The organism is Acidovorax sp. CCYZU-2555, assembly GCF_018413525.1.
In the GTDB taxonomy this organism is placed as follows: Bacteria; Pseudomonadota; Gammaproteobacteria; order Burkholderiales; family Burkholderiaceae_C; genus Comamonas.
Genome location: NZ_JAHCDD010000079.1, coordinates 1 through 25,750, shown reverse-complemented (window position 1 = coordinate 25,750; position 25,750 = coordinate 1). Strand labels below are relative to the sequence as shown.

General features: G+C 66.2%; 22 protein-coding genes and 1 pseudogene. 14 read left to right on the top strand and 9 right to left on the bottom strand.

What is annotated here, in order from left to right:
- The coding region (locus KHY18_RS22285; protein ID WP_213305098.1) for a DUF3526 domain-containing protein at nucleotides 1-785 on the top strand (785 nt) is incomplete at its 5' end.
- Nucleotides 786-935: 150 nt separating this feature from the next.
- Here KHY18_RS22285 and KHY18_RS22280 read toward each other — a convergent pair.
- From KHY18_RS22280 to KHY18_RS22270, 3 genes are read right to left on the bottom strand one after another with little or no spacing between them, the layout of a single operon-like run.
- Nucleotides 936-1,910, bottom strand: a complete 975-nt coding sequence (locus KHY18_RS22280; RefSeq protein WP_213305095.1) for a tripartite tricarboxylate transporter substrate binding protein — start codon at nucleotides 1,908-1,910, stop codon at nucleotides 936-938.
- Between the two features lie 33 nt (nucleotides 1,911-1,943).
- Nucleotides 1,944-2,780 (bottom strand): DeoR/GlpR family DNA-binding transcription regulator, encoded by an 837-nt coding sequence (locus KHY18_RS22275; RefSeq protein WP_213305092.1) that lies wholly within the window; start codon nucleotides 2,778-2,780, stop codon nucleotides 1,944-1,946.
- A 20-nt stretch (nucleotides 2,781-2,800) separates the two neighbouring features.
- Nucleotides 2,801-4,171, bottom strand: a complete 1,371-nt coding sequence (locus tag KHY18_RS22270) for a homoserine dehydrogenase (protein ID WP_213305089.1) — start codon at nucleotides 4,169-4,171, stop codon at nucleotides 2,801-2,803.
- Between the two features lie 132 nt (nucleotides 4,172-4,303).
- Between KHY18_RS22270 and otnK the strand changes: the two genes are divergently transcribed.
- Nucleotides 4,304-5,590 (top strand): 3-oxo-tetronate kinase, encoded by a 1,287-nt coding sequence (gene otnK / locus KHY18_RS22265; protein WP_213305086.1) that lies wholly within the window; start codon nucleotides 4,304-4,306, stop codon nucleotides 5,588-5,590.
- Nucleotides 5,587-6,237 (top strand): 3-oxo-tetronate 4-phosphate decarboxylase, encoded by a 651-nt coding sequence (otnC, locus tag KHY18_RS22260; RefSeq protein WP_213305083.1) that lies wholly within the window; start codon nucleotides 5,587-5,589, stop codon nucleotides 6,235-6,237. Before otnK ends, otnC begins: the two co-directional genes overlap by 4 nt.
- 47 nt (nucleotides 6,238-6,284) lie before the next feature.
- On the opposite strand, the gene KHY18_RS22255 is transcribed toward otnC, so the two are convergent.
- Nucleotides 6,285-6,962, bottom strand: coding sequence for a response regulator transcription factor (locus KHY18_RS22255; protein WP_213305080.1), 678 nt, complete (start codon nucleotides 6,960-6,962; stop codon nucleotides 6,285-6,287).
- Between the two features lie 26 nt (nucleotides 6,963-6,988).
- Nucleotides 6,989-8,539 carry an SEL1-like repeat protein gene (locus tag KHY18_RS22250; RefSeq protein ID WP_213305077.1) on the bottom strand — a complete coding sequence of 517 codons (1,551 nt, stop codon included), beginning with the start codon at nucleotides 8,537-8,539 and terminating at the stop codon, nucleotides 6,989-6,991.
- Between the two features lie 285 nt (nucleotides 8,540-8,824).
- Between KHY18_RS22250 and KHY18_RS22245 the strand changes: the two genes are divergently transcribed.
- The 3 genes from KHY18_RS22245 to KHY18_RS22235 all read left to right on the top strand — a co-directional run bounded on the left by KHY18_RS22245 (nucleotide 8,825) and on the right by KHY18_RS22235 (nucleotide 12,586).
- Nucleotides 8,825-9,877 carry a porin gene (locus KHY18_RS22245; protein WP_213305073.1) on the top strand — a complete coding sequence of 351 codons (1,053 nt, stop codon included), beginning with the start codon at nucleotides 8,825-8,827 and terminating at the stop codon, nucleotides 9,875-9,877.
- Nucleotides 9,878-10,073: 196 nt separating this feature from the next.
- A complete protein-coding gene (locus KHY18_RS22240; protein ID WP_213305070.1) occupies nucleotides 10,074-11,060 on the top strand; it encodes a TRAP transporter substrate-binding protein in 987 nt (328 codons plus the stop codon).
- A gap of 122 nt (nucleotides 11,061-11,182) precedes the next feature.
- Entirely contained in the window at nucleotides 11,183-12,586 is a 1,404-nt protein-coding gene (locus KHY18_RS22235; RefSeq protein ID WP_249729311.1) for an MATE family efflux transporter, read from the top strand.
- On the opposite strand, the gene KHY18_RS22230 is transcribed toward KHY18_RS22235, so the two are convergent.
- Nucleotides 12,583-13,626, bottom strand: coding sequence for a YeiH family protein (locus tag KHY18_RS22230; protein WP_283771357.1), 1,044 nt, complete (start codon nucleotides 13,624-13,626; stop codon nucleotides 12,583-12,585). The genes KHY18_RS22235 and KHY18_RS22230 overlap by 4 nt on opposite strands.
- 139 nt (nucleotides 13,627-13,765) lie before the next feature.
- Here KHY18_RS22230 and KHY18_RS22225 point away from each other — a divergent pair, with 139 nt between their 5' ends.
- From KHY18_RS22225 to KHY18_RS22200, 6 genes are all read left to right on the top strand, one after another.
- On the top strand, nucleotides 13,766-14,683 hold the full coding sequence (locus KHY18_RS22225) for a LysR family transcriptional regulator (protein WP_213305067.1): 918 nt from the start codon (nucleotides 13,766-13,768) through the stop codon (nucleotides 14,681-14,683).
- Between the two features lie 275 nt (nucleotides 14,684-14,958).
- Nucleotides 14,959-16,026, top strand: coding sequence for a porin (locus tag KHY18_RS22220; protein ID WP_213305065.1), 1,068 nt, complete (start codon nucleotides 14,959-14,961; stop codon nucleotides 16,024-16,026).
- A gap of 5 nt (nucleotides 16,027-16,031) precedes the next feature.
- A complete protein-coding gene (locus tag KHY18_RS22215; protein WP_213305063.1) occupies nucleotides 16,032-17,090 on the top strand; it encodes an ABC transporter ATP-binding protein in 1,059 nt (352 codons plus the stop codon).
- An 86-nt stretch (nucleotides 17,091-17,176) separates the two neighbouring features.
- Nucleotides 17,177-18,148 carry an ABC transporter substrate-binding protein gene (locus tag KHY18_RS22210; protein WP_213305061.1) on the top strand — a complete coding sequence of 324 codons (972 nt, stop codon included), beginning with the start codon at nucleotides 17,177-17,179 and terminating at the stop codon, nucleotides 18,146-18,148.
- The gene (locus KHY18_RS22205) at nucleotides 18,148-19,815 is read left to right on the top strand and encodes an ABC transporter permease (RefSeq protein ID WP_213305059.1); all 1,668 of its coding nucleotides are present in this window, start codon (nucleotides 18,148-18,150) and stop codon (nucleotides 19,813-19,815) included. The genes KHY18_RS22210 and KHY18_RS22205 overlap by 1 nt, the downstream gene beginning before the upstream one ends.
- 136 nt (nucleotides 19,816-19,951) lie before the next feature.
- Nucleotides 19,952-21,007 carry a Bug family tripartite tricarboxylate transporter substrate binding protein gene (locus KHY18_RS22200; RefSeq protein ID WP_249729310.1) on the top strand — a complete coding sequence of 352 codons (1,056 nt, stop codon included), beginning with the start codon at nucleotides 19,952-19,954 and terminating at the stop codon, nucleotides 21,005-21,007.
- A 10-nt stretch (nucleotides 21,008-21,017) separates the two neighbouring features.
- Here the strand turns inward: KHY18_RS22200 and KHY18_RS22195 are convergent, their stop codons facing one another.
- The gene (locus KHY18_RS22195; protein ID WP_213305057.1) at nucleotides 21,018-22,046 is read right to left on the bottom strand and encodes an AraC family transcriptional regulator; all 1,029 of its coding nucleotides are present in this window, start codon (nucleotides 22,044-22,046) and stop codon (nucleotides 21,018-21,020) included.
- A 173-nt stretch (nucleotides 22,047-22,219) separates the two neighbouring features.
- Here KHY18_RS22195 and KHY18_RS22190 point away from each other — a divergent pair, with 173 nt between their 5' ends.
- On the top strand, nucleotides 22,220-22,807 hold the full coding sequence (locus KHY18_RS22190) for an RBBP9/YdeN family alpha/beta hydrolase (protein ID WP_213305056.1): 588 nt from the start codon (nucleotides 22,220-22,222) through the stop codon (nucleotides 22,805-22,807).
- A 19-nt stretch (nucleotides 22,808-22,826) separates the two neighbouring features.
- Nucleotides 22,827-23,816, top strand: coding sequence for a Bug family tripartite tricarboxylate transporter substrate binding protein (locus KHY18_RS22185; RefSeq protein WP_213305052.1), 990 nt, complete (start codon nucleotides 22,827-22,829; stop codon nucleotides 23,814-23,816).
- A 102-nt stretch (nucleotides 23,817-23,918) separates the two neighbouring features.
- On the opposite strand, the pseudogene KHY18_RS22180 reads toward KHY18_RS22185, so the two are convergent.
- Nucleotides 23,919-24,377: pseudogene (locus tag KHY18_RS22180) on the bottom strand (thiolase family protein); the annotation flags it as partial.
- Nucleotides 24,378-24,384: 7 nt separating this feature from the next.
- Nucleotides 24,385-25,443 carry a beta-keto acid cleavage family enzyme gene (locus KHY18_RS22175; protein WP_213305047.1) on the bottom strand — a complete coding sequence of 353 codons (1,059 nt, stop codon included), beginning with the start codon at nucleotides 25,441-25,443 and terminating at the stop codon, nucleotides 24,385-24,387.
- Nucleotides 25,444-25,750 lie beyond the last annotated feature (307 nt).

Genomic DNA, 25,750 nt, shown 5'->3' with positions numbered 1-25,750 from the left:
AACAGGGCCGCATGGGATTGCTGCGCGTGCAGTCGCGCCATGGCCTGGCGCCCATTCTTGCCGCGGCACTGGGCTGGCGGCTGCTCGCGCTATGGGCCGTGGCAGTGCTCGCGACCTTGCCCGCGCTGCTGCTGGACCCGGGCGCCAGCGCCTGGGTGCTGCTGCAATGGGCGGGCGCGCTGGCCGCGTTCTGCGCGGCATGGGTGCTGCTGGGCGGCCTGCTGTCGTGCGCGCCGATCTCGGGTGCGGCCAGCATGCTCGCGGCGCTGGGCATCTGGCTGGCGCTGACTTTCGCCCTGCCCGCAGGCCTGGTGCTGCTGGCGCAAAAGCAGGCGCCCCTGCCTTCGCGGCTGGAGTTCATCGTCGCGCTGCGCGCGGCCCAGCACGCGGCCGAAGACAACGAACAGCCACTGGCCCAGGCCTGGTACGAAGCGCACCCGGAAATTGCGGCGCAGCTGCCCGCGGTCTGGCCCGCGAGCTTTGTGCCGCGCGTTCTGGACCAGGATCTGGCGCTGGAACCCTGGACCGTGGAGTTCAGCGAAGCGCGGGCCGAACAGGCGCGCATCGTGGCGCAATGGTCGTGGCTGTCGCCCGGGCTGGCGCTGGTGCTGTTCGGCGAGCGACTGGCCGGCACCGACGCCGCGCGCCATGGGCGTTATCTGCGGCAAGTCGAGGCCTTCGAACAGCGCTGGCGCGACTTCCTCGTTCCGGCGGTGATGGACCGCGAAGGGCTGCGGCCGGATCAGTTGCGGCAGCTGCCCAGGTTCGCGCCCCGGGATTTTTAGCGGCTAAGAGCGGCGAACACAACCCTTGAGACGTCGTTGCGTTGCCTTGCCGTGCTACTCGCACTGTCTACGGCAACGCGCCTAGCCTCAACCGCAAATCTTCGATTTGCTGGGTCGTGTTCGCCGCTCTAAAAACCCGGGCGCCCTGCCTTATTCGGCCTTGATATTGCCGTCGCGCATCACCTTGCCCATGCGCTGGGTCTGCAGGTCGATGAACTTCTTCACTTCGGCATTGCTGCCGGTGAACGGCTCGCCGCCCACGCTGGTGATGCGCTCCTTCACATCGGGCGCGTCGAGCGCGACCTTGAGCGCTTCGGCCAGCTTGGCCGCGACCGCGGGCGGCACGCCCGCGGGCATGAACATGCCGTTCCACTCGTAGGCTTCGGCATTGGGCACGCCGGCTTCGGCCAGCGTAGGCACATCAGGCAGCAAGGCCGAACGGCGCGCGGCCATCACGGCCAGCGGGCGCAGCTTGTTGGCCTTGATGTTGGACAGCGACGAGCCGATGTTGGCGACATAGACCGGCACATGGCCGCCCATCACGTCGGCCATGGCCGGGCTGCCGCCCTTGTAGGGAATGTGCACCATCTTCGCCTTGGCCTGCTGCAGGAACTGCTCGGTCGCGAGATGTTGGGTCGAGCCCGTGCCAGGCGAGGCATACGACACCGCGTCGGGCGCCGAGCGCGCGGTCTGCACCAGCTCGGCCGTGTTCTTGGCGCTGTAGTTGGGCGAGACGGTCAGCACCAGCGGGAACACGCCCAGAATGCCCAGCGGCGTGAACGCCTTGGCCGGGTCGTAAGGCAGCTTGGGGAACAGCGTGGGGTTGATGGCGTAGCCGCCGCCGTCGACCAGGATGGTGTAGCCATCGGGCTTGGCCTGGGCGACATAGCCCGCGCCGATCTGGCCCGCGGCGCCGCCGCGGTTCTCTATCACCACCGACTGGCCCAGCACGGTCGCCATCTTGGGCGCGACCAGGCGCGCGAGCATGTCGGCCGCGCCGCCCGCGGGATAGGCGACGACGATGGTCACGGGCTTGGTCGGCCAGTTGGGCTGGGCCGCGGCCAGCAGTGGCGCGGCGCACAACGCCGCGACGGCGAAAGCGGAAAACTTGATGCGAAAAGCCATGGCTTTGTCTCCAATTTTTTTTGATGAAACTGATTAGTTCGGCTGCGCTGGGGCATTCGGCAAGGCGGTCGCGACTTCGAGCTCCAGCCCGGTTTCGCGCATGCGCTGCACCGCGGCTTCGGACAGCGTGTCGTCGGTGACCACGAGATCGAACTCGTCGAGGCCTGCGACGCGGTAGGTGCCGTAGGTGCCGTATTTCGCGCCGGTCGCGAGCAGCACGCGCTGCGAGGCAATCGCCATCGCCGCGCGCTTGACTTCGACCTTGGGCGCCGAGGGCGTGGTCACGCCGCGCTCCAGATCCCAGGCGCTGGCCGAGAGAAACGAGATATCGGCGACCAGCTGGCGCAGCGTGGCCGCGGCCAGCGGGCCAATGCTCGAGCCGTTGCGGTGGTCGAGAACGCCGCCGGTGTGCAGCACCGTGACATGGGGCGCGTCGCCCAGCGACAGCGCGACATGGAAATCGTTGGTGATCACCGTCATGTCGGCCAGCGCGACGATCTGCGGAATCAGGCAGGCCGTGGTCGTGCCCGCGTCGAGGTAGACCGTCATGCCCGGCTTGAGCAGGCGCGCGACCTGGGCCGCGATGCCGCGTTTTTCGGCCTGCTCGGTCACCGACTTGGCCTGGTGGCTGGGCTCGACGATCTGGTGGCTGGCAATGCGCACGCCGCCCGCGATCGCATAGACCCGGCCTTTTTCCTCCAGCGCGGCGACATCGCGGCGCACGGTCATGTGCGAGCAGCCCAGCAGCTCCGTGAGCTGGTGCACGCTCAGCACCTGGTGCTTGCGCAATTGGCGCACGATCATCTCGCGCCGCTGCTCGGGAATCAGCCCCGCGGCCCGGCCGCTGGCATTGTCGATGAGGTCGTTCATTGCCTACTCCCGGTCGAGACTCAGTGTTGCAGCCCGGCGAGCCAGGCGGCGCGCAGCGCGGGATCGTCGCCCGCGATGTCGTCCAGGGTGATCAGCTCGCCCGCGCGGATTTCGCGCGCCGTGGTCGCATGCGCGGCCAGGTACAGCGGCGCCACATCGGCCGGCGCCTGCTCGCGCGCCAGCAGCACGGGAGCGACGCCGGTCACGTCATGGTGGTGGCCGCCCATGCGCAGCACCGTGCCCGCGGGAATGTTCTCGATGGCGCGGCCCGCCAGAATGGCGTGCTGGGCCGGGCGGTCGCTGCCCGAAGCGCGGTTGTGCAGCACGGCGTTGAGCAGGCTGATCGGCGTTTCCACGCCCATGAAGTGGTACGGCAGGTACATGCAGGCGTAGCGGCCGTTGCGGCTCACCACATGGCCCTTTTGCGCCAGCAGCTGCCAGGTGGGGCCGTCGCCGGTGCGCACGATCACGAACACGCCGCCGCCGAAGCTCGCTTCGTCGGGCAGGCGCAGCACGTTGAACACGTCGATCACGCCGGGCTTGTGGATAATGCCGCCGTCTTCGCGCAGCGCGTAGATGTCGGCGAGTTCCGCGGTGCGCGCCACGGGGTAATGCATGGCTTCGACATCGGCCACCAGGCCGGTGTTCGAGGCGACCACGGCCATTTCGCAGTAATCGGCGGTGGCACTGGTCTTCCAGCCCTTGAGCGCGGCGCGGCGCGCGGCCAGCGTCGCGGGAATGTCGTCGCCCAGCGTCAGCAGCTCGGCCATTTCGGGAATCGCGCGCGTCTCGTCGAGCTGGCGCACCTGGCCGCTGCGCGGATCGAACACCAGGTCGTATTCGCCCGACTTGCCCGCGGCGATGATTTCCAGGCCCAGCGTGCGCGCCCAGCTGACCCAGCCGATCAGATTGGCGGGCTGGTCGCCATCGGCCGTGGTGTAGACCACGCCCTTGGCCGCGGCCAGGCGCGACATGGTCACGCCGGCGACGGTATCGACTTCCTTGCTGACCATGGCCACATGGCGGCCGGCTTCGATGGCTTCGCAGGCCACGCGGTAACCGACCTTGGGATTGCCCGTGGCTTCGACCAGGATGTCGTGCGCCACTTCGCGCAGCAGGCCGGCGTCGGCGACCAGCGCGATCGCATCGGCGGGCAGCGCGGCGATCTCGGCCGCGCTATGGCATTCGCGCAGCTGCTGCGCGGGAAATCCCAATTCTTCACACATTGCACGCAGACCCGGAACATCGAGGTCGCACAGCCCGGCCGGGATCAGCCGCGGCATCAGGCGCGTCTGCGCGAGCAGCGTACGGGCGAAGCCGCCCTTGGCGCCAGTGAGGGTGTAGCGCACTTTGCGCTCGGGTTGGTCGGCGAACAGCAGTTCAAAATTCATAGGTGGTCCATTGCAGTGAGGGCAGCGCTTGGCTCTATTATTCACAAAACCTCACACAAAATCACAGGGATTCCCCTTGGTTGTTCAAATTTGTGAAGTCGCGTACCATTTATTCACACTTTCACAAGACCTATGAACAAGCTTCCTCCCTTGCTCGGTTGCATTGCCGACGATTTCACCGGCGCCACCGACCTGGCCAACATCCTTGTGCGCGGCGGCATGCGCACGGTGCAAACCATAGGCGTGCCTTCGGCCGGGCTGGCCGCGTCGCTCGATGCCGACGCCATCGTCATCGCGCTCAAGTCGCGCACCGCGCCCGTGGAGCAGGCCGTGGCCCAGAGCCTCGAAGCGCTGCGCTGGCTGCAGGCCCAGGGCTGCACGCAGTTCTTCTTCAAGTACTGCTCGACTTTCGATTCGACGGCCGCAGGCAACATCGGCCCCGTGGCCGAAGCGCTGCAAGAAGCGCTGGGCACGGACTTCGCCATCGCCTGCCCGGCCTTCCCCGGCGCCGGCCGCACCGTCTACCAGGGCCACCTGTTCGTCAACCAGCGCCTGCTCAATGAGTCGGGCATGGAAAACCACCCGCTCACGCCCATGCGCGACCCCGATCTGGTGCGCGTGCTGCAGTCGCAAAGCCAGGCCAAGGTCGGCCTGATCGCCCAGCCCGCCGTGGCCCAGGGTGCGGCCGGCGTGCGCGAACGCATCGCCGCGCTGCGCGCCCAGGGCGTGCGTCTTGCGATCGCCGATGCGATCAGCGACGCCGATCTCGTGACGCTGGGTGAAGCCTGCGCCGACGCCCAGCTCATCACCGGCGGCTCGGGCGTGGCCCAGGGCCTGCCCGCGAACTTCCGCCGCCTGGGCAAGCTGCGGGGCAGCGACGCCGCACAACTGGCGCGCATCGACGGCCCCGCCGTCGTGCTGTCGGGCAGCGCCTCCACCGCCACCAACGGCCAGGTCGCGGCCTGGCTGCGCAGCGGCCGCCCCGCCTACCGCATAGACCCGCTGGCGCTGGCGCGCGGCGAAGATGTGGTCGCCGCCGCGCTGGCCCTGGCCAGCGTGGGCGAGACCGCGCTGATCTACGCCACCAGCAGCCCCGACGAAGTGCGCCGCGTGCAGGCCGAACTCGGCGTGGCGCGCGCCGGTGCGCTGATCGAGGATGCGCTGGGCCAGGTCGCGGCGCGGCTGCGCGCCGGCGGCACGCGCCGCTTCGTGGTGGCGGGCGGCGAAACGTCGGGCGCGGTGATACAGGCGCTGCAACTGCAGGCGCTGCGCATAGGCCGGCAGATCGATCCCGGCGTGCCCGAAACCCAATCGCTGGGCGACGACAAGCCGCTGGCCGTGGTGCTCAAGTCGGGCAACTTCGGCAGCGAAGACTTCTTCGACAAGGCGCTCAAGCACCTTGATGGAGCCGGCGCGTGAGTACCGCAGCGCACGACGAGGCGCGGCTGCGCGAGGAAATCTGCGAAGTCGGCGCGAGCCTGCATGCGCGCGGCTACACCACCGGCACCGCGGGCAACATCAGCGCGCGCCTGGCCGACGGCTGGCTGATCACGCCCACCGACGCCTGCCTGGGCAGGCTAGACCCCGCGCGCCTGGCCAAGGTCAACGCCGACAACGAATGGATTTCGGGCGACAAGCCGTCGAAGACATTGGCCCTGCACCGCGGCATCTACGCGCGCAACGCCCAGGCGCGCTGCGTGCTGCACACCCATTCCACGCACCTGGTCGCGCTGACGCTGGCCGGCGTCGCCGCGCCTGACGCGGTGCTGCCGCCGATCACGCCCTACCAGGTGATGAAGATAGGCCGCGTGCCCTTGATTCCCTATGCGCGTCCCGGTGCTGCAAGCGTCGCCGAACAGGTGGCGGCGATCGCCGGCGAAGTGCGCGGCGTGCTGCTCGAACGCCTGGGCCCCGTGGTCTGGGCCGACAGCGTGACGCGCGCCAGCCATGCGCTCGAAGAACTCGAGGAGACCGCGCGGCTGTGGCTGATGCTCAAGACGCCGCCGGCCCCGCTGACGCCCGACCAGGTCGCGGAGCTCGAAAGCGCGTTCGGCGTGCGCTGGTGACATGCCGCCGGGGCGCGATGCGCGCCCCGCGGCCCTGATGCCCCCGTTCAGTCGCGGTATTCCGCCACATAGCCCACGCCATGCACGGTGTGCAGAAACTTCTTTTCGAAGGCATCGTCGATCTTCCGGCGCAACCGCCCTACCGCCACATTGACCAGGTTGGCCTGCTGCAGATTCTTGCTGCCCCACACATGCTCGAACAGCTTCTCGCGGCTCACGGGCTTGCCCTGGTGACGCGCGAGATACAGCAAGGTGGCGAACTCCTGCTTGGTCAGATTGATGAACCGTCCGCCGCGCTCCACGCTGCTGTCGGACAGGTGTATCGTCAGATCATCAAATATCAGCTTTGACGTGAAAGTCGCCTGCGGAACGCTCTTTCGCAGCTGCAGATTCACGCGCGCCAGCAGCTCCTCGAAATCCACGGGTTTCACCACATAATCGACAGCGCCGATTCTCAAATAATGGATCTTGGTTTCCACTTCGCCATTTTCCGACACAACAATGACCGGGGTGGTTTTGGCCTGGTTGAATCGCTCTATGAATTTAGACCCTTGATCCCCGGTATTTTCCACATTGATGATCAGCAACTCATAACCGCGGCGCAAAGCGGGTTCGATGGCGCGCTCACAGCATTCGAACACATCCGATTTTCGGCCTATGCCCAAAAGCTTTTTCTTCAGACGCTTCGCAAAAATCGAATCCTGGTCAACGATGAGAATTTCCATATTCTATTTCCGTGGAATCTCCGATCTCAGGCCAGTGCCTGGTCCAGGAATTTTTTCTGATGCTGCGCCCAGCGCGCTCCTATTCTCAACGCATCGCGCTGATATGAATTCGCTTGTGAAAAGAACAGGTCTTCCTGCAAGTTGATTTTTTGAAAGACCCGTCTTTGCTTCAAGGCCCTGGCGCGCAGAGAACCTTCGAGCAAATCGGCGATTTCACCGTGCGGGGCAAACTCCATGGCGGCATTGCGAATGGTCTCTATGGCTTTCCTGGAGGCAGCGGGTACGGCGCGCGGCTCGGACAGATTGCCCTTGCGGATATGCAGATTTCGCTCCACCACCAGTCCCCAGGGACGAATCGCCGTCGAGGGGTTGATCGAGAGCGCTTCCAACTTGGTCAGGCCGAAGTGCCGCGCCAGCCGCAGCCGCGTGGCCAGCAGGGGTGCGATCTGCTGCACTTCCTCTATGCCCGAATCGGCCTCTTCCTCGCAGCCGTTCACATCCAGCACCAGGGTCTTGATGATTCCGTTGGCAAGGCTGTCGCCCGTGATGCTGGACTCATAGAGCAGCGACAGCCCTTCTTCCATATGTTCTATGCTTTTGGCTTCCTTGAGCGTCAAGGCGCCCAGGCGGCGCTTGGCCTCGGCAATGCCCGCGAACGACGCCTTTTCCAGGAAGAACCGCGCCATCGACGGGTTGCCCACCGAACTGCGGTAATCCGAGCACAGGTAGAACAGATCCATCCAGGCTTCCGAGCGCCCCTTGTCGGCGGCCTTGAGCAGCAGCGCGATGGCCTTGCGCAGGTTGACGGATCTGGACGCACCGGATGGGCCCATGAATTCGGTCTTGAGTCCGGCCAGCATTCTGCCCAGCAGATAGCAGGAATTCTTGTTGCTCGAGGCGGCCGAGTGCTCCAGGCTGGACTCTATCAAGGCGGCGGGAATCATTTGCAGCGTCTTGCCGCTTTCCTCGGCCACCGTGACGATTTTCGCAATCGCGTCATAAATGGCGCTGGGAATGTCTGAGGAGTCAGGCGCCACCAGGCTCAAGGCATCTTCCGCGCGGCAGTAGTAGCCGTCGCTGAGCGCCGACCGGGCTTCGGCAGCAATGATTTCGAGCGCTGAAATATTGTGCTTTTGCGCGATCTTGACCAGGGCCTGCGCCATGTCGGCGCCAGCCGCGTCGGACAGTAGCTTCTTGGTTTCCTGGCAAAGAACGGAATCATTCTTGCCGACCCAGAACGCCAGTTCTTCAAGGTTTCTCCTGATGATCAGCAGCGTGATGAGTTTGATGCGCGCGGAATTGTCAAAGGCCGCGGCCTTTCTGAGATTCTCCACCTGGGAATATTCCAGGATCTCGAGAATATCCAGATGCGAACAGATCAGCACCGCCACGTCGCCCCGGTACCTCAGTGCGGGCGCGCAAAGATATTCGAGAGCAAGCTTTATATTCCTCGGAAAGTCGATCACGCCTTGCAAATAGAAGCCCCCCAGCTTCACTTTCGCATCCAGATCTCCAGCTCTTGCAAGCGCTCTCAGTCGAATATTTTCTCGTCTCATTAGTATTTTCGGTTGAGCCAAGCACGCAGGCATGGTGCTTTACGCGCACAGTCTAGCTTTGCGCTGAAACGACTCAAATGACATCAGTATTAATTTTTTGTCACTTTTTTGACAGCTACTGATTTCATGCGGCCGATGCGCCTGCCGTTGCTTTCTCTTGACGAAATGCGGCGTGATTCGCGCATATGGCTTGCGAAGGGTGGCCCGATAGGGATCAGCGCCATTTTTTCCTGCAGTTGCTGCCTAGGATTGCGGCTGATGTCTCGAATACATCTATTAATCATCTTTAAACCCCAAGGATTCGAAATGAAACTTCGCCCCACCTATGCCGCTGCACTGGCAGCCGTTTTTGTCAGCGCTGGTGCCTACGCGCAGTCGAACGTCACCCTGTTCGGTATCGTGGATGCCAACGTGCGCTATGTGAAGAACAGCGATCTGCCCAGCAATGTGACGATGAACAGCGGCGGCCTGTCCACGGGTCGTCTGGGATTCCGCGGTGTCGAGGATCTGGGCGGCGGCCTCAAGGCCGGCTTCTGGCTGGAATCGGACGTGCTGGCCGACACCGGCAACACCAGCGCCACCGGCAAGTTCTTCCAGCGCCGTTCGACCGTCAGCCTGATGGGCGGTTTCGGTGAAGTGCGTCTGGGCCGCGATTTCTCCCCCGCGAGCCAGAACGTCGTCAAGTTCGATCCGTTCGGCGTGGTCGGCGTCGCCGGCTCCAATGTGTCGAGCCGCATGCCCGGCACCTTCGCTTCGTACTATCGCCATGACAACGCCATCCAGTACTTCACGCCCTCCTTCGGCGGCGCGCAACTGGAAGTGATGTACGCGCCCGACGAAAGCGTCTCGACCAAGGCAGGCCGCCATGCCGCGGCACGCCTGGTCTATGACAACGGCCCGTTGAACCTCTCCGCTTCGTACGGCGAGACCTTCCTGAACGCCGCCGGCGACAAGTTCAAGCAGATCGGTCTGGGCGCCGCCTACGATCTGGGCGTGGTGCGCCTGATGGGCTTCTATCAGCGTGAAGAGCTGCCATTCGGCACCTACGGCACGACCACCGCCGGCAGCGAAGACCGCGTCCTGCTGGGCTTCACCGCGCCCATCGGTGCGCACCAGATCCGCGGCTCGTATGTGCGCACGGACTCGCGCAAAGGCAACGCGGCATTCAACCGCAGCGACGCCGACAAGTACTCGATCGGCTACATCCACAATCTGTCGAAGCGCACGGCCCTCTATAGCACCGCTTCGTACATCCGCAACAAGGGCGGCGCGACCTTCAGCGTTCCCGGCGGCGCTCCCGGCCTGGCCGCTGGCGGCAAGTCCACCGGCGCGGAAGTGGGCATTCGCCACGCTTTCTGATAGATCAGCGATTTAATTTCATTGCGTTGAGCCCCATGGCCTCGGTCATGGGGCTTTTTTAATTTGACGGCGCTGTTGGAAAAATCCCCCATTGAAGGGAATTTTTGCGTCCAGCCGGTTTATCTTCGAGCGGCATGAGAGACCATTGGTCGCACGCGCATCCGCGCCCCAACACATCAATAACCAGGAGACATCCATGAGCATCACCCGCCGTTCCGCCCTCGCTCTCGCCGCAGCCACCGGCCTGGGACTTTGCGCCCAGGTAGGCGCGCAGCAGGCGCGCGAAATCAAGATCGGCTATGCGCTGGCGCAGAACTCGCACTTCGGCGCGGGCGCGCTGGCCTGGGCCGACGCGGTGGAAAAGTCCACCAACAACGCCTTCAAGTTCAAGCATTTCGCGTCCAGCGCGCTGGGCGGCGAGCGTGAACTGATCGAAGGCCTGACGCTGGGCACCGTGGAGGCCGTGGTGGTCTCCAACGGCGCCGTGAGCAACTTCGTGCCCGACGCCGGCGTGATGGACGTGCCTTTCCTGTTTCGCGACACCGCCCATGCGCGCGCCGTGCTCGACGGCAAGATAGGCGAAGACCTGCTGGCCAAGTTCCGCGCGCGCGGCCTGATCGCGCTGGCCTGGGGCGAACAGGGCTTTCGCCACCTGAGCAACAACAAGCGCGCGGTGGTCAAGCCCGCCGATGCCCAGGGCCTGAAGATCCGCGTGACCGAGAACCAGACGCACATCACGGCCTTCCGCCAGCTGGGCATGTCGCCCACGCCCATGTCCTGGCCCGAAGTCATTGGCGCGCTGCAGCAGGGCACGATAGACGGCCAGGAGAACCCGGTGTCGGTATTCACCTCCGCCAAGCTCTGGCAAGTGCAGAAGTACCTGTCGCTGACCAGCCATGTCTACGCGCCCATGGTGCTGATCGTCTCGCCCTCGGTATGGTCCGGCCTCAATGACGCGCAGAAGAAGGCGTTTGCCGATGGCGCGCGCGCCGGCAGCCTGGCCTCGCGCAAGTTCGTCGACGACATCGAGAAAAGCGCGGTGGAAGAAATCAAGAGCCATGGCGTGCAGGTGACTACCAGCGTCGACCAGGCGGCCTTCCGCGCCGCGCTGGCCCCGGCCTACAAGCAGTTCGCGACCAAGTTCGGCCAGAAGACGCTGGACGCGATCGCCGCGGTCAAGTAAGCCGCGCGGCGCGCGCTGCCTGCAGCGCGCGTACGGCGCCCGGGCTCGGCGCAGCGCCGGCCTTCGCGTGATATATTGCACCTGCAATTGTTGCATATGCAAATTTATCGAGAAGGCAATCCATGAATGTCGATCAGGTGATGGCGCCGCGCATGCCGCCAGCCAGCCCGCGCGTGCGCGCCATGCTGCAAGACCCCATCCTGCCGACGATTCTGCGCATGAGTTGGCCCAATATGCTGATGATGCTGGCCCAGGCATCGACCGGCCTGATCGAGATGTGGTTCCTGGCCAAGCTGGGCACCGATGTGCTGGCCGGCGTCGCCGTGGTGGTGCCGGTGCTGATGCTGATGCAGAACATGTCGCAGGGCGCGCTGGGCGGCGGCATCTCGGCCGCGGTGGCGCGCGCGCTGGGCTCTGGCCATGCGGCGCTGGCCGATTCGCTGGCACGCCATGCGCTGGTGCTCAGCGCCGGCGTGGGCCTGGTGTTCACGCTGCTGCTGCTGGGTTTGAGCGGGCCGCTGTTCCATCTGCTGGGCGCCCGCGGCGCGGCGCTGGCCGTGGCCCAGGAATATGGCCATGTGGTGTTCGCCGCACTGGTGCTGATGTGGGCCATGAACGCGCTGGCCAGCGTGGTGCGCGGCACGGGCAATATGCTGGTTCCCGGCGCGGTGATCTGCGGCGGCGCGCTGCTGCTGATTCCCATCTGCCCGGCGCTGATCTTTGGTTTCGGGCCGATTCCGGCGCTGGGCGTCGTCGGCGGCGCCTGGGCGCTGGTCGCCTATTACGCGATCGGCACCCTGGTGCTGGCCTGGTATTGCGCCAGCGGGCGCAACGCCGCGAAACTGCACGCCGGGCCCGTGCATTGGGCGCCCATGCGCAACATTCTCACCGTGGGCGGCCTGGCCTGCATCAACCCGCTGCTGACCAACGGCTTGATTGCCTCGACGGCCGCTATCGTGGGCGCGCATGCGGGCTCCGAGGCGCTGGCCGGCTATGCGACGGCCGCGCGGCTCGAATATCTGCTGATTCCGATCGCTTTCGGCCTGGGCGCGCCCATGGTCGCGCTGGTCGGCGCCAACATCGGCGCGGGCCAGCCCGAACGCGCGCGGCGCATCGCGCTGTTCGGCGGCGCCATCGCTTTCGCCATCGGCGAGACCGTGGGCCTGACGGCCGCGCTGTGGCCCGAGACCTGGCTGCGGCTGTTCGGCAGCGACGAGCGCATGCTGGAGACCGGCGCGCAATACCTGCGCATTGCCGGGCCGTTCTATGGCTTCTTTGCGATGGGCATCGCGCTGTACTTCGCCTCGCAGGGCGCGGGCCGGCTGAAGTGGCCGCTGCTGGCCGGAGCGCTGCGCCTGGGCCTGTACGCGGGTCTGGGCTGGGCCGCACTGGTTGCGACGGGATCGCTCACGACCTTCTTCGCCTTCGGCGCCGCGGCCATGGCCGCCTACGGGCTGATCATTTTCTGGTCCGTCGCCTCGGGCAGCTGGTTTGCCAAGGAACGGCGCCAAGGCGCAGCGCCCTAGCCCCGCAAGAGGATGGCGGCGAGCACAAAGCCGGCCATCCACAGCGTTTCGACCAGCAGCAGCGCAAACGGCCGCCAGCCGGCGCGCGCCAGTTGCTTGAATGAAGTCTTCATGCCCAGCGCCGCAATCGCCACGACCAGGCAGCCGCGCGAAACATCGCTCAGGCCGGCCTGGATCTCGACCGGCACCGCGCCCACCGAATTGACGATCACCAGCACCACGAAGACCCACAGAAACCAGGGCACCAGCGCCTGCCTGGGCTGGGCGCCGGCCGCGCCCTCGCCGGCCGCGCCCTCTGGCGCGCGCTGGCGCTTGAACAGCGAGGCCACGACCACCACCACCACGGCCAGCATGGACACGCGAAACAGCTTGACGATGGTCGCGTAGTCACCGGTTTCCTGGCCCAGCATGAAGCCCGCGCCCACCACCTGGGCGACATCATGAATGGTGCCGCCCAGGAACAATCCGGCCAGTTCGGGCGGCAGCTGCAGCAGGCGCGCGATCAGCGGATAGACGACCATAGCGACGGTGGACAGCACGGTCACCGTGACGACCACCATCAGCGTGAAGCGTTCGCTGTCCTTGTTGCGCGGCAGCACGGCCGAGATCGCCAGCGCGGCCGACGCGCCGCAGATCGCCACCGCGCCGCCCGACAGCACCGACTGCGCGCGGTTCAGGCCCAGGCGCCGGCCCAGGAACACGCCGCACAGCAGCGTGCTCACCACGGCCACGATCACGATCGCCGCCGTGCTCCAGCCCAGGCCCACGATCTGGCTCGCCGTGATGCGCGCGCCCAGCAGGCCTACGCCCAGGCGCAGCACGGTGCGCGCACAGAACTCGATGCCGGGCCGGGTCTTGGCGTCGGCGCTCAGGTAGTGAAACGCCACGCCGAAGAACAGCGCATACAGCAGCTGCGGGCCGCCATGCAAGTGCGACACCAGCGTCGCGGCCATGGCGATGACCGCGGACAAGGCCGTTCCGGGCAGGCATTGCAGCAGTCGCTGCAGCGCACCTTCAGGCTGGGCGGGGTCGGCTGACAGGCGGGTGGACAGGCGGGTGGACAGGAAATTGGGCACGTGGAGTCTCTTCCAAACGGGGGGTATCGAAGGCTTCAGACCTTTTCTGCATTTGATAATACGAAAATCTCATAAGGAAAAAAATCAGATAATTTCACTCACAATGATCGATAAAACCACTCAACCAGCGCTTCAACGCCTGCGCCTGAACCTGCGGCAGCTCGAAGTCTTCCTAGCCACGGCGCGCGGCGGCAGCACGCGCGCCGCGGCCGACCGCGTGGCGCGCTCGCAATCCGCGGCCAGCACGGCGCTGGCCGAACTCGAAGCCGCGCTGGGCTGCGAGCTGTTCGATCGCATAGGCCGGCGGCTGCAGCTCAACGAGAACGGGCGCGCGCTGCTGCCCCGGGCCCAGGCAATCGTCGACCAGGCGTTCGAGGCGCAGGACCTGTTCCTGGGCGAACACGCCGCGACCTTGCGCGTTGGCGCCAGCTTCACGATTGGCGAATACCTGCTGCCCGGCCTGGTCTCGCGCTGGACCCAGCTGCACCCGCGCAGCCTGATCCAGCTGCGCATAGGCAACACCAGCGAAGTCCTGGACGCGGTCGCGGCGATGGATGTGGACATCGGTTTCGTCGAAGGCTCGCAAACGCACCCCGACCTGGTCATGCAGTCCTGGGGCCATGACGAAATCGTGGTCATCGCCGCACCCGGCCATGCGCTGGCACAGCAGTGTGCGACGCCGCAGCAGCTGTCCCAGGCGACCTGGGTGGTGCGCGAGCACGGGTCGGGCACGCGCCAGGTCACCGACGAATGGCTGCTGGGCCACCTCGAACAGGTGCGCATAGGTTTCGAGCTGGGCAGCAATGAAGCGATCAAGCGCGTGGTCGCGGCCAGCGACGGCCTGGGCTGTCTCTCGCGCCATGCCGTGGAGCAGAGCATTGCCGACGGCCACCTGATCGAGCTTGCGACCCACCTGCCCAAGGCCAGACGCAAACTGGCCATCGTGCTGCACCGGGAAAAGAAGCTGGGCCGCGGCGCGAGCGACTTTCTTGCGCACTGCCGCGCGGCTGCGGCGTTTTAGCGGCTAAAAAAATCCAGGCCGACCCTGGGCGCTCACGCCGCCGGGCTTGAATGTCTGCGGCTGCGCCGTTCCCGTCACCGGCCCTCGCCGCGCGCCGGCTGCGGCAAGTACCTATGCCGATGTCACGCCAGCGCAACATTCGACTCCTAACCTTCGCCCTTGCTGCTGGGTGTAGGACAAATCCGACCCGCACCCTCCAGCGGCTGGCGCAAGCCATGGCAACGTGGCCGCCATCAATTATTAAACATAACATTTGCTTTCGAGGGATATCGGTAATGCAAGCAAAAACAGCAGCCATGGTCGCTGGCGCGGTCGCGTCCATCGCACTGACCGGCCAGGTCTTCGCCCAGTCCAACGTCAGCATCTACGGCATCGCTGACAACGGCGTTGAAATCATCAACAACGCCTCTTCCGCGGCCAACGCCAACAACACCCTGACCCGTCTGAGCTCGGGCAACCTGTCGGGTTCGCGCCTGGGCTTTCGCGGCAATGAAGATCTGGGCGGCGGCCTGAAAGCCGTCTTCATCCTGGAAGCCGGCATTGGCCTGGACACCGGCACCTCGCTGCAAGGCGGCCGCATGTTCGGCCGCCAGGCCTTGATCGGTCTGCAAGGCCAGTGGGGCAATCTGTACCTGGGCCGCCAGAACAGCATGATGCTGGAGTGGATGAGCAAGTACAACACCATGGACAACGCGACCTGGTCGGCCAAGGTGCATGACGGTGCGTTCTCCGACCGCATGGACAACGCCATCAAGTACACGCAGAAGTTCGGCGCCGTCGAGATGGCCACGTACTACAGCACCAACTACAACGGCCAGGAAAGCTCCGACAGCGCCAAGGTGGGCCGCCAGTACGGCCTGGGCTTGCAGTACCGCGGCGAAGGCTTCGGCATGGCCGCGCTGTACGACCAGAAGCAGGGCACGACGCTGGCCACCAAGGACAACGCCGACAAGCACCTGACGCTGGGCGCGCGCTACAAGTTCGGCAAGGCCGAAGTGCTGGGCGGCTATCTGACGCGCAGGCAGCAAGCCCTGGGCGTGGCCGATGTGCGCACCAACATGGTCTGGATAGGCGGCAGCTACCAGATCACGGGCCCGCTGCAGCTGAGCGCTTCGCTCTATCACACGGACCGCAAGAACTCCAACCAGGACCCGACGTCCGTCATCGCCATGGCCAAGTACGCGCTGTCCAAGCGCACCGACCTGTACCTGATCGCTTCGTACGCCTCGAACAAGGACAACGCGAGCCAGGCCCAGACGCTCGGCGTGAACGGTTTCAACAGCAATGTGGCCGCGGGCAAGAACCAGTTCGGCACCATGGCTGGCATCCGCCACACGTTCTGATGCGCATGGGCGAATCACAAGAGCCCAAGGGCACTTCGATCGCGGTCGAAGGCCTGACGCACCGTTTCGCCAGCAATACCGTGCTCGACCGCATCGATCTGCGGCTCGCGCCCGGCCAGGTGCTGGCCTTGCTCGGCCCTTCGGGCTGCGGCAAGACGACGCTGCTCAAGCTGCTCGCCGGCCTGACGCCCGTGGCCCCAGGCCACGGCCGCATACGGCTGGGCGACACCGTGGTCGCGGGCGACGGCCAGTTCGTGCCGCCGGAAAAGCGCGGCCTGGGCATGGTGTTCCAGGACTACGCGCTGTGGCCGCACATGACCGTGGGCAAGAACGTCGCGTTCGCGCTGGAAATGCGCGGCGTGGCGAAGAATGAGCGCGCGCAGCGCATGGAGCGCGCGCTCGAAATCGTCGGGCTCAAGGGCTATGCCGACCGCCAGCCGTCGAGCCTTTCGGGCGGACAACAGCAGCGCGTGGCGCTGGCCCGGGCCATCGTCGCCGAACCGCAGGTGCTGCTGTTCGACGAGCCGCTGTCGAACCTGGACCGCGATCTGCGCGAAAGCCTGTGCCACGAAATCGGCCTGCTGCTGCGCAGCATGGGAACGACCGCGGTCTATGTGACCCATGACCAGGAAGAGGCGTTTGCGCTGGCCGACATCGTCGCGGTGATGCACGCCGGGCGCATACAGCAGCTGTCGACACCCGAGCAGCTGATGCATTCGCCCGAGAGTGCGCTGGTCGCCGAGTTTCTCAAGCTGGGCAATGTGCTGCACGCCGAGGACATTCCGCAGGCCTGGCGCGTCGCGGCCAATGCGCTGGCGCGCGCCGACCACGCGCACCTGTTCATTCCGCAGCAGGCGCTGAGCCTGGGCCGGGACCCGCAGGCCGAACTGCGCGCCCAGGTCGTCGCCCAGCGCTATCGCCATGGCCGCTTCGTCACCGATGTCAGAACCGGCGCCGACTGCAAGGGCTTGCGCTTCACCACGCCGCAGCGCCTGGCCAGCGACGACATCGTCGACCTGTGCCTCGACTGGGACGTGCTGCGCTGGCTGCCCAAAGCCGCATGAAGCCGCGTGAAGCCGCCTGAAGCTGTCTGCAGCTGCGTGACACCACGCCGCCTTCGCGGCGTCTTTCAAGAACCAAAACAACACCCATGAAAAATACCCGTCCCCTGAGCGCCCTGGCCTTTGCCGCGGCCTCGCTGTTCGCCCTGCCCGCAGCGCACGCGCTGACCATTTACAGCGCCGGCCCGGGCAAGCTGATCGACACACTGGCCGCCGACTTCAAGGCCAAGACCGGCGTGGCCGTCGACGTGTTCCAGGCCGATACCGGCAAGGTCATGGCGCGCCTGCAGGCCGAAGCCACCAACCCGCGCGCCGACGTCGTGATCTCGGCGTCGTGGGACAGCGCCCAGGACCTGGACCGCCGCGGCATGCTCGTGGCCCATGACAGCGCCAACGCCCAGAAAGTCGCGCCGCAATACCGCCAGCCCAACTACGTGGCCCAGGGGCTGTCGGTGCTGTCCATCGTCTGGAACACCAAGAGCGGCACGCCACGCCCCACCGACTGGAGCGACCTGACCGCACCCGCGTTCAAGGACAAGGTCACCATGCCCGACCCCGCGCAGTCGGGCGCGTCGCTGGACCTGCTGTCGGCGCTGCAAAAGCGCCAGAGCGACAAGGCCTGGGAGCTGTTTGCCAGCCTCAAGGCCAACGGCATGGTGATTTCGGGGCCCAACGCCCAGGCCATGAACCCGGTGCTGCAAGGCGCCAAGGCCGCGGTGTTCGGCGCCGTCGACTACGTCGCGCTGGGCAGCCAGGCCAAGGGCGAAAGCATAGAAGTGATCTTCCCCAAGAGCGGCACCGTGGTCGCGCCGCGGCCGATGATGGTGCTCAAGTCGTCCAAGGCCCAGTACGACGCGCGCAAGTTCATCGACTTCGTGCTGTCGCCCCAAGGCCAGGCGCGCGTCGCCGAGGCCTATCTGATTCCGGCGCGCGACGATGTCGCCGCCAAGCGCATGAAGCTCAAGGAAATCAAGCTGCTGCCCGAGCCGCAAGGCAATGAGAACTACGCGTCGCGCGCGGCCCTGCTGCACCGCTTCTCCACCCTGTTCGGCCGCAGGTAATGGCCGCGGCTCGTCTCCAGTTGGGCCTGCCGGCGATCGCCGCGGGCACCACGGCGGCGCTGCTGGGCCTGGTGGCATTGCCGCTGGCCTTCGTGCTGCTGCAAGCCATCTACCCCGAGCTGGCCAACGGCTCGTTCGCCGCGCCGCTCTCACATCTGCGCGCCTTGTTCGGCGATGACGCGCTGGTGGAGCTGACGCTCAACACGCTGCGCCTGGGCGCCTGCGTGGTGCTGCTGAGCGCGCTGATCGGCATTCCGCTGGGCGCGCTGCGCGGCCTGTTCCGGCTGCCGTTTGCCGCGCTGTGGGACCTGCTGTTCCTGATCCCGTTCATGATTCCGCCCTACATCGCGGCGCTGGGCTGGATCATGACGCTGCAGCCCAACGGCTACGCCCAGCAGCTGTTCGGGCTCAACGCCGCGCCTTTCCTGTTCTCGTTTGCCGGCGTCGTCTTCGTGATGACGCTCAACGTCTTTCCCGTGGTCTATTTCGCGGTCTCGCGCACCCTCGCCAGCACAGGCTCGCGCCTGGCCGACGTGGGCCGCGTGTGCGGCGGCGGGCCCTGGAAGTGCTTTTTCCGCATCACCCTGCCCCTGGCCCTGCCGGGCATCGCCGCCAGCTTGCTGCTGGTGTTCGCGATGGCGATCGAAGAGTACGGCACGCCCGCGGCGCTGGCCGCCAACGCCGGCTTCTTCGTGCTGGTGACGGGCATAGAGCGGCGCTTTTCCGACTGGCCCATAGATCTGCCGGGCGCGTCGACACTGTCGGTGGTGCTGGTGCTGCTGGCCATGCTCGCGTTCTGGCTGCAGCGCCGTTTGCTGGGCAAGCAGGTGTTCGAGACCACCACGGGCAAGCCCAACGACACCACGCTGCGCGCGCTGGGCGCATGGCAATGGCCGGTCACGGCCTTGTTCGCGGGCGTGGCCCTGGTCGCCACGCTGACGCCGCTGGCCGCGATCATCGTCACCGCCTGCTCGAAGACGCTGTCGGGCGGACTGGCGCTGGACAACCTGTCGTTCGCCCACTTCGCGGCGATCTTCTCCAGCGGCGAAACCGCCTTGCGCGCGCTGACCACCAGCGCCGCGCTGGGCCTGGGAACGGCCCTGGTCACGGGCGTGCTGGGCCTGCTGGTCGCGTACTGCGTGGTCAAGACCTCGATACGCGGTCGCGTGCTGCTGGACGCGCTGTCGATCATGCCCAACACCCTGCCGGGCATCGTCGTCGCCGTGGGCCTGATCCTGGCCTGGAACCAGTCGTTCTGGCCGGCGACGCCGTACAACACCTGGCTCATTCTGCTGCTGGCCTATTGCTGCCTGCTGATTCCCTACCCGGTGCGCTATGCGACGGCCGCGCTGGCGCAGATCGGCGACAACATGGAAGCCGCGGCGCGCGTGCATGGCGCGAGCATGCTGAAGATGCTCACGCGCGTGCTGCTGCCGCTGATGCTGCCAAGCCTGCTGGCCTCGATGCTGCTGGTGTTCGCCGTGGCTTCGCGCGAGCTCGTGGCTTCGCTGCTGCTCGCGCCCACGGGAATCCAGACCACGTCGCTGTTCATCTGGCGCCAGTTCGAACAGGGCTCGGTGGGCCAGGGCATGGCGATGAGCGTGGTGACCATTCTGATGACCACGACCATCATGGTCGCGGTCACCAGCTGGCAGTCCAGGCGCTAGGCGCCGCCGCGCCTCGGGTTTTCGCGGGGGGCGGGCGTCGCGAAATGCGAAGTCGGCGGCACAGGTCGTCAAGTGGGCAAGGCCGGGCATCGCGATCATGAAGCGGTCCATCAACGGCACTACCCCAGGAGACAAAATGACAGCAATCGTGAATCGGGCCGCCACCGGCGGACCCGAAGTTGTGCATGGCGAATACCTTTACCTGAAGCCACCGCGCGCAATGCGCGCCCTGGCGCTGGCCCTGCTTTCCTGCGTCGTGACGCTGTCCTGGGCCGCGGCCGAGGAATGGCCTACCAAGCCGATACGCATCATCGTTCCCGCGCCGCCGGGCGCGATCACCGACGGCGTGGCGCGCCTCATAGGCGAGCAGCTGCGCGACCATCTGGGCCAGCCGGTGATCATAGACAACAAGCCCGGCGGCTCGGCCGTGATCGCCGAGCGCGCCATGATTGGCGCGCCCGCCGACGGCTACACCTTGATGGTCGCGCCGTCGAGCGTCTGGACCGATTTCCCGTTCTCGGTCAAGACGCCGTTCGATCCGCACAAGACGTTCACCTATGTGGCCGACATGGCCAGCATGGTCCATGTGCTGGTGGCGAGCAACAGCTATGCGCCCAACAAACCGCAGGAAATCCTGGAGCATGCGCGCCGGAACAGAAATACGGTCAGCGTGGCCAACATGAGCACCGGCACGCGCTCCAATCTGCTGGGCGATCTGCTCAGCGAGAAAAGCGGGCGCAACATCCTGGTCGTGCCCTACAAGGGCTCGGCGCCCGTGCTCGTCGACTTGATGGGCGGCCAGGTGCAGCTGACCTTCGACGTGATCAGCAATGTCGCGCCGCTGGTCAAGGCCGGCAAGATCAAGGGTCTGGGCATTGTCTCGGCCACGCGCTCGCCCCACCTGCCCGATGTGCCCAGCTTCGCCGAACTGGGCATGGCCGACCTGGTGATGCCCGATGCCAGCGTGGGCGTGTTCATTCTGAGCAGCACGCCGCCGGCCATGGGCGAGCGCATACGCCGCGAAATGGAAAAAGTGATGCGCGCGCCGCGGTTTCGCGAACGCATGGCCGCCCAGGGCTATGACCAGCCGCGCGAAAGCACGTTCGCGCAATTGCAAAAGCAGATGGCCGACACCGTGGAGCAGAACCGCCAGATTCTGCTCAAGCTCAAGATGCCCACCACGCCCCAGTGAGTCGCCGCGCTCAAGCGGGCCCGGGCCGGCGCTGGGCCGCGAGCGCCTGCGCCCGGCTTTCCTTGGCGCTCACGCCGAACTGCAGCTGGTACCAGCGCGAAAAACTGCTGGGCGCGCCAAAGCCCAGCAACTGCGCGACTTCGCCCAGCGATCGGCTGGCGTCCGCCACATGGCGGCTCGCCTGCTGCTGGCGGATATCGTTCATCAATGCCGAGAAGCTCTGGCCCTGGTCCGTGAGCCGGCGCTGCAGCGTGCGCGGCACCAGGCCCAGATGCTCGCTGACTTTCTCCATGCTGCAGCGCCCGCTGGGCAGCAGCAGGAACATGGTGCGGCGCACTGCGTCGAGCAGGGTTTCATCGCCGGGCTGGTGCAGCGCGTCGAGCAACTGCTGCGCATAGCGGATCATCGCGGGATCGGCGAATTCGTTGCGCTGATCGAGATCGGCGCGGCTGCAGACAATGCAGTTGAATTCGAAGTCGAACTCCACATGCGGCCCCAGCAACTGGGCATGCACGCCCAGATCGCGCGGCGCCGAATGCTCGAAGCACACGCGCCGCGGCTGCCAGTCGCGGCCTATCAGCTGGCGAATGAGGCGCACCATCACGCCCAGGGCCAGCTCCACGCGCTGGCGCGTGGGCTGGTGGGTGCTGCCCGCCATCAGCAGCTCGCGTATCACCACGGTGTTGCCGCTTTCCTCTATGGACAGCGTGAGCGCGCCGTTGAGGAACGCCTGGTAGCGCATCAGCAGCTTCAGCGCCTCGCGCAGGCTTTGCTGGTCGCGCATCAGCAGGCCCACCGCGCCCAGGTTGGACAGCAGGCGCGAACGCGCCATGCACAGGCCGAAACTCTCGTTGCCCGACAGCGTCGCCGACGCCTGCAGCAGCCGGCCCACGCGTTCCACCGGAATCATCAGATCGGGCTCGTCGAGCACGCCGGGACTCAGATCGGCGTCCAGCAGCATGCGCACCGCATCCAGCCCCGAGGCCTGGGCCACTTCACGGTAGTTGGTCAGGCAGGCGGCACGCACCAGCGATGTCATGGGAACGAACTTCCTGGCGCGAAATGCCAAGCCGCCGTCACGGAATGCAAAGCGCAATGGACCAAAAATTCACACACTGAAGTCATCGAAACATTCTAAGTGGGAGACCCGAAAATCATGAACACTCTTCGCCGCGCGCGCTCCGCCAACGGCCTTGCCGACAGGGCCGCGCCATGACCCCCAGCCCGACTTTTCTCGTCATTCCCGGCCTGCGCGACCATGTCGCAACGCACTGGCAGACGCTGCTCGCCGCTGAACTGCCCAAGGCGCGCATTGTGGCGCCGCTGGAGCACGACAAGCTCAGCTGCGCGGCGCGTGTCGCGGCCATCGATCAGGCGCTGAACCACATCGCCGGCCCCGTGGTGCTGGTCGCGCACAGCGCGGGCTGCATGATGGTCGTGCACTGGGCGCTGCAGGCCGCGCCCCGCACCCTGCAGCGCATCCAGGCGGCGCTGCTGGTCGCGCCCGCCGATCTGGAAACGCCCATGCCCGAAGGCTATCCCGGCGTGGACCTGCTGGCGCGCAATGGCTGGCTGCCGCTGCCGCGCAGGCCCCTGCCCTTCCCCAGCCTGGTCGCGGCCAGCAGCAACGACCCGCTGGCCGCCTTGGCGCGCACGCGCGCTTTGGCCGGCGATTGGGGCAGCGCGCTGGTGGAGCTCGGCCCGCTGGGCCATGTGAATCCGGCTTCGGGCCACGGCCACTGGCCGCAGGCCCATGAACTGCTGCAGCAGCTGCTGGCCAGCGCCCCCCTCCCCGCTTGAATCCCCAGGAGACAAAAGCATGACCCCACGTTCCTCAACAAAGATGCATCCAATAGCGCTTGCCCTGGCCATCGGTCTGAGCGCCTTGGGCGGCGCCCAGGCCCAGACGCCCTGGCCCGCCAAACCGCTGCGGCTGCTGGTTGCCGGCCCCGCGGGCGGCACGGCCGATGCGCTCGCGCGCCTGCTCGCCGACGGCCTGCAGCACAGCCTGGGCCAGGCCGTGATCGTCGAGTCCAAGCCCGGCGCGTCGGGCGCGATCGCCATCCAGGAGCTCAAGGCCAAGGGCCGCGACGGCTATACCTTTCTCGTGATCCAGGAAGGCACGGTCACCGAGTCGCCGCTGGCCTACAAGGTCAGCTACGAGCCGTTCAAGGACTTGAAGCCGCTGGCCCAGCTCACGCGCACCGGCCTGGTGCTGGTGGCGAACAAGGCCGTTCCCATCACCAATCTGCAGGAGCTGATCAGCTACGGCAAGGCGCAAAAGGACGGGCTGGACTTCGCGTCCTACTCGGCCGGGCTCAAGGGCCATACTTCGGGAATGCAGCTGGGCCAGCTCGCCGGGCTGAACATGCGCCATGTAGGCTACAAGGGCTCGCCGCCCGCGCTGATCGATCTGATGGGCGGCCATGTGCCGCTGATGTTCGACGGCCTGGCCACCTCGCTGCCGCTGATCAAGTCGGGCAAGATCACGCCTATCGCCGTGGTCTACCCCACGCGCCTGTCCGAGCTGCCCAATGTGCCCACGTTCACCGAGCTGGGCTATCCGCAGATGGCCAAGGCCGGCTGGTTCGCGGTCTGGTCGCATCCGGATGCGCCCCCGGCCGTGCAGCAGAAGCTGCGCGACGCGGCCGTGGCGCATTTCAGACAGGCGCCGGTGCTGGCCCAGATCCGCGCCATGGGCATGGAGCCGCCGCTGCCGCTGACCTCGGCCGAAATGACCGCCGACCTCAAGGACGGCGCCGCCAAGCAGGCCGCGCTGCTCAAGTCCATCCACTACCAGCCCGAATGAAAACGGGCGGCTGCAAGGCCGCCCCGGAATGCACAACGCCTGCCGGAAAGACTTCCGGCAGGCGTTGCTGCTTTGCGCCAGCCCCTTGCGGGGCCTTTTTCACACGCGCTCGAAGATCGCCGCGATGCCCTGGCCGCCGCCGATGCACATGGTCACCAGCGCATAGCGCCCGCCGCTGCGCTGCAGTTCGGCGATCGCCTTGGTGGTGATGATCGCGCCCGTGGCACCCACGGGGTGGCCCAGCGCAATCGCCTTGGCCGCCGAAACAATGGCCTGCAGGCCCGAGCCGCACAGGCGGTTGACATTGAACGCGGGCGTCTCGATGGGGCAGCCCGCATCGATCGCCGCCACACGCGACAGATAGGCGTCGCGCGTCTCGGTGGGAATGACATTGCCCATGACCACATGGCCCACGGCCTGCGGGTCGAGCCCGGAGCGCGCGATCGCGGCAGCGACCACGGTGGTCGCGAGCTGGGTCGTGGGCACGTCCTTGAGGCCGCCGCCGAACGTGCCTATGGCCGTGCGGGCCGTGCCGACAACGTAGATATCTCGGGTGTTCATGGTGGTATCAGGCCGTCTTGCGCAAAAAGCCCTGGTTGCCGCCGTTGCGGTTGGGCGCGAAGCCGTTGGCCGCCAGCGACTGCTCGACCGTGTCGTAGAACACGCCGATCTTGCTGATTTCGCGCGCCTGTTTCGCGCTGGCGATGGGCCGGCCGAAATCCAGCGACATGCGCACCAGCTGCTCGATCTGCGAGACCGTGCTGGCCTTGGCGCTGCGGTCCTGGTTCCACAGGCAGTCTTCGGTGCCGCAGCGCACATGCAGGCCCGCGGCAATGCCCATCATGTTCACGGGCAGCACATTGCGCACATTGCTTTCGACGGTCAGCACAGCGCCATCGGGCACGGCGCGCACGAAGTTGGCGAGGCTGTAGAGGCTGGGCATGTCCATGCCTCCACCTATCGCCACCCAGTTCATCACCAGCGGGCCCATGTAGAAGCCGCGGCGCATCAGGCGCTCCACCGACTCGAAGCTGTTGATGTTGTAGCACTGGAACGCGCTCTGTATGCCGGCCTTGGTCAGGCGGCGCACATGCTCCTCGACCCAGCCCGGCTGGGCGGGCACGGTCATCTCCTTGTAGGCATTGAAGATCGCCGGGTTCTCGCGCGAAGTGCCCTGGAAGTCGGCGTCTTCGGCCTGGTCGGTGACGTTCATCTGCGAGGTGTTGACCGTGACCGTCACCTGGTCGGGAACCGGGTCGAGATCGGCGAGCATGTGGCGCGTATCGTCGCTGAGCCACTTGGCCATTTCGCCTTCGTTCTCGGGCGCGAAGCTGATCGAGCCGCCGACCTGGATGATCATCTCGGGCACGGCCCGGCGCACGCCGGCAATCAGTTCGTTGAACTTGGACAGGCGCTTGGAGCCCTTGCCGTCCATTTCGCGCACATGCAGGTGCAATACCGTCGCGCCCGCGTTGTAGCAGTCGACGGCCTTCTGGATCTGCGCCTCCATGGTGACCGGAATGTCTTCGGGGAAGTCCGAAGGCAGCCAGCCCGGCGCATAGGGCGCGGCCGTGATGATCAGGGGCTGCTGGTTTTCGGGGAACAGGTGGCCGTCGAGAAAGTTCATGGTGTGTCTCCAACAAGGGGGTGGCGTACGCCGGCCGCGCATACGGGCCGGACGGCGTTTTCAGGCACAGTCACTTTAGGACGGCGCCCCCGGCAAACAGTTGCCGGATCGCGCTGCGCGCTTGGCATTTCGCGCCAGCGTGGGGGCCTCTGGGGAATGCTGGCCAGCAAAGAATCTGGCCCACCCGTGTAGCCGGCTTCGCCATGGCACTCGCAGGCGGCCCCCCTTCTGGCTGCGCCTGGCGCGCGCAGGGCCCGGGCTGGTCGGTGTGCCGAAGGACACACCGACTTCGTCATCTGACTCGCCG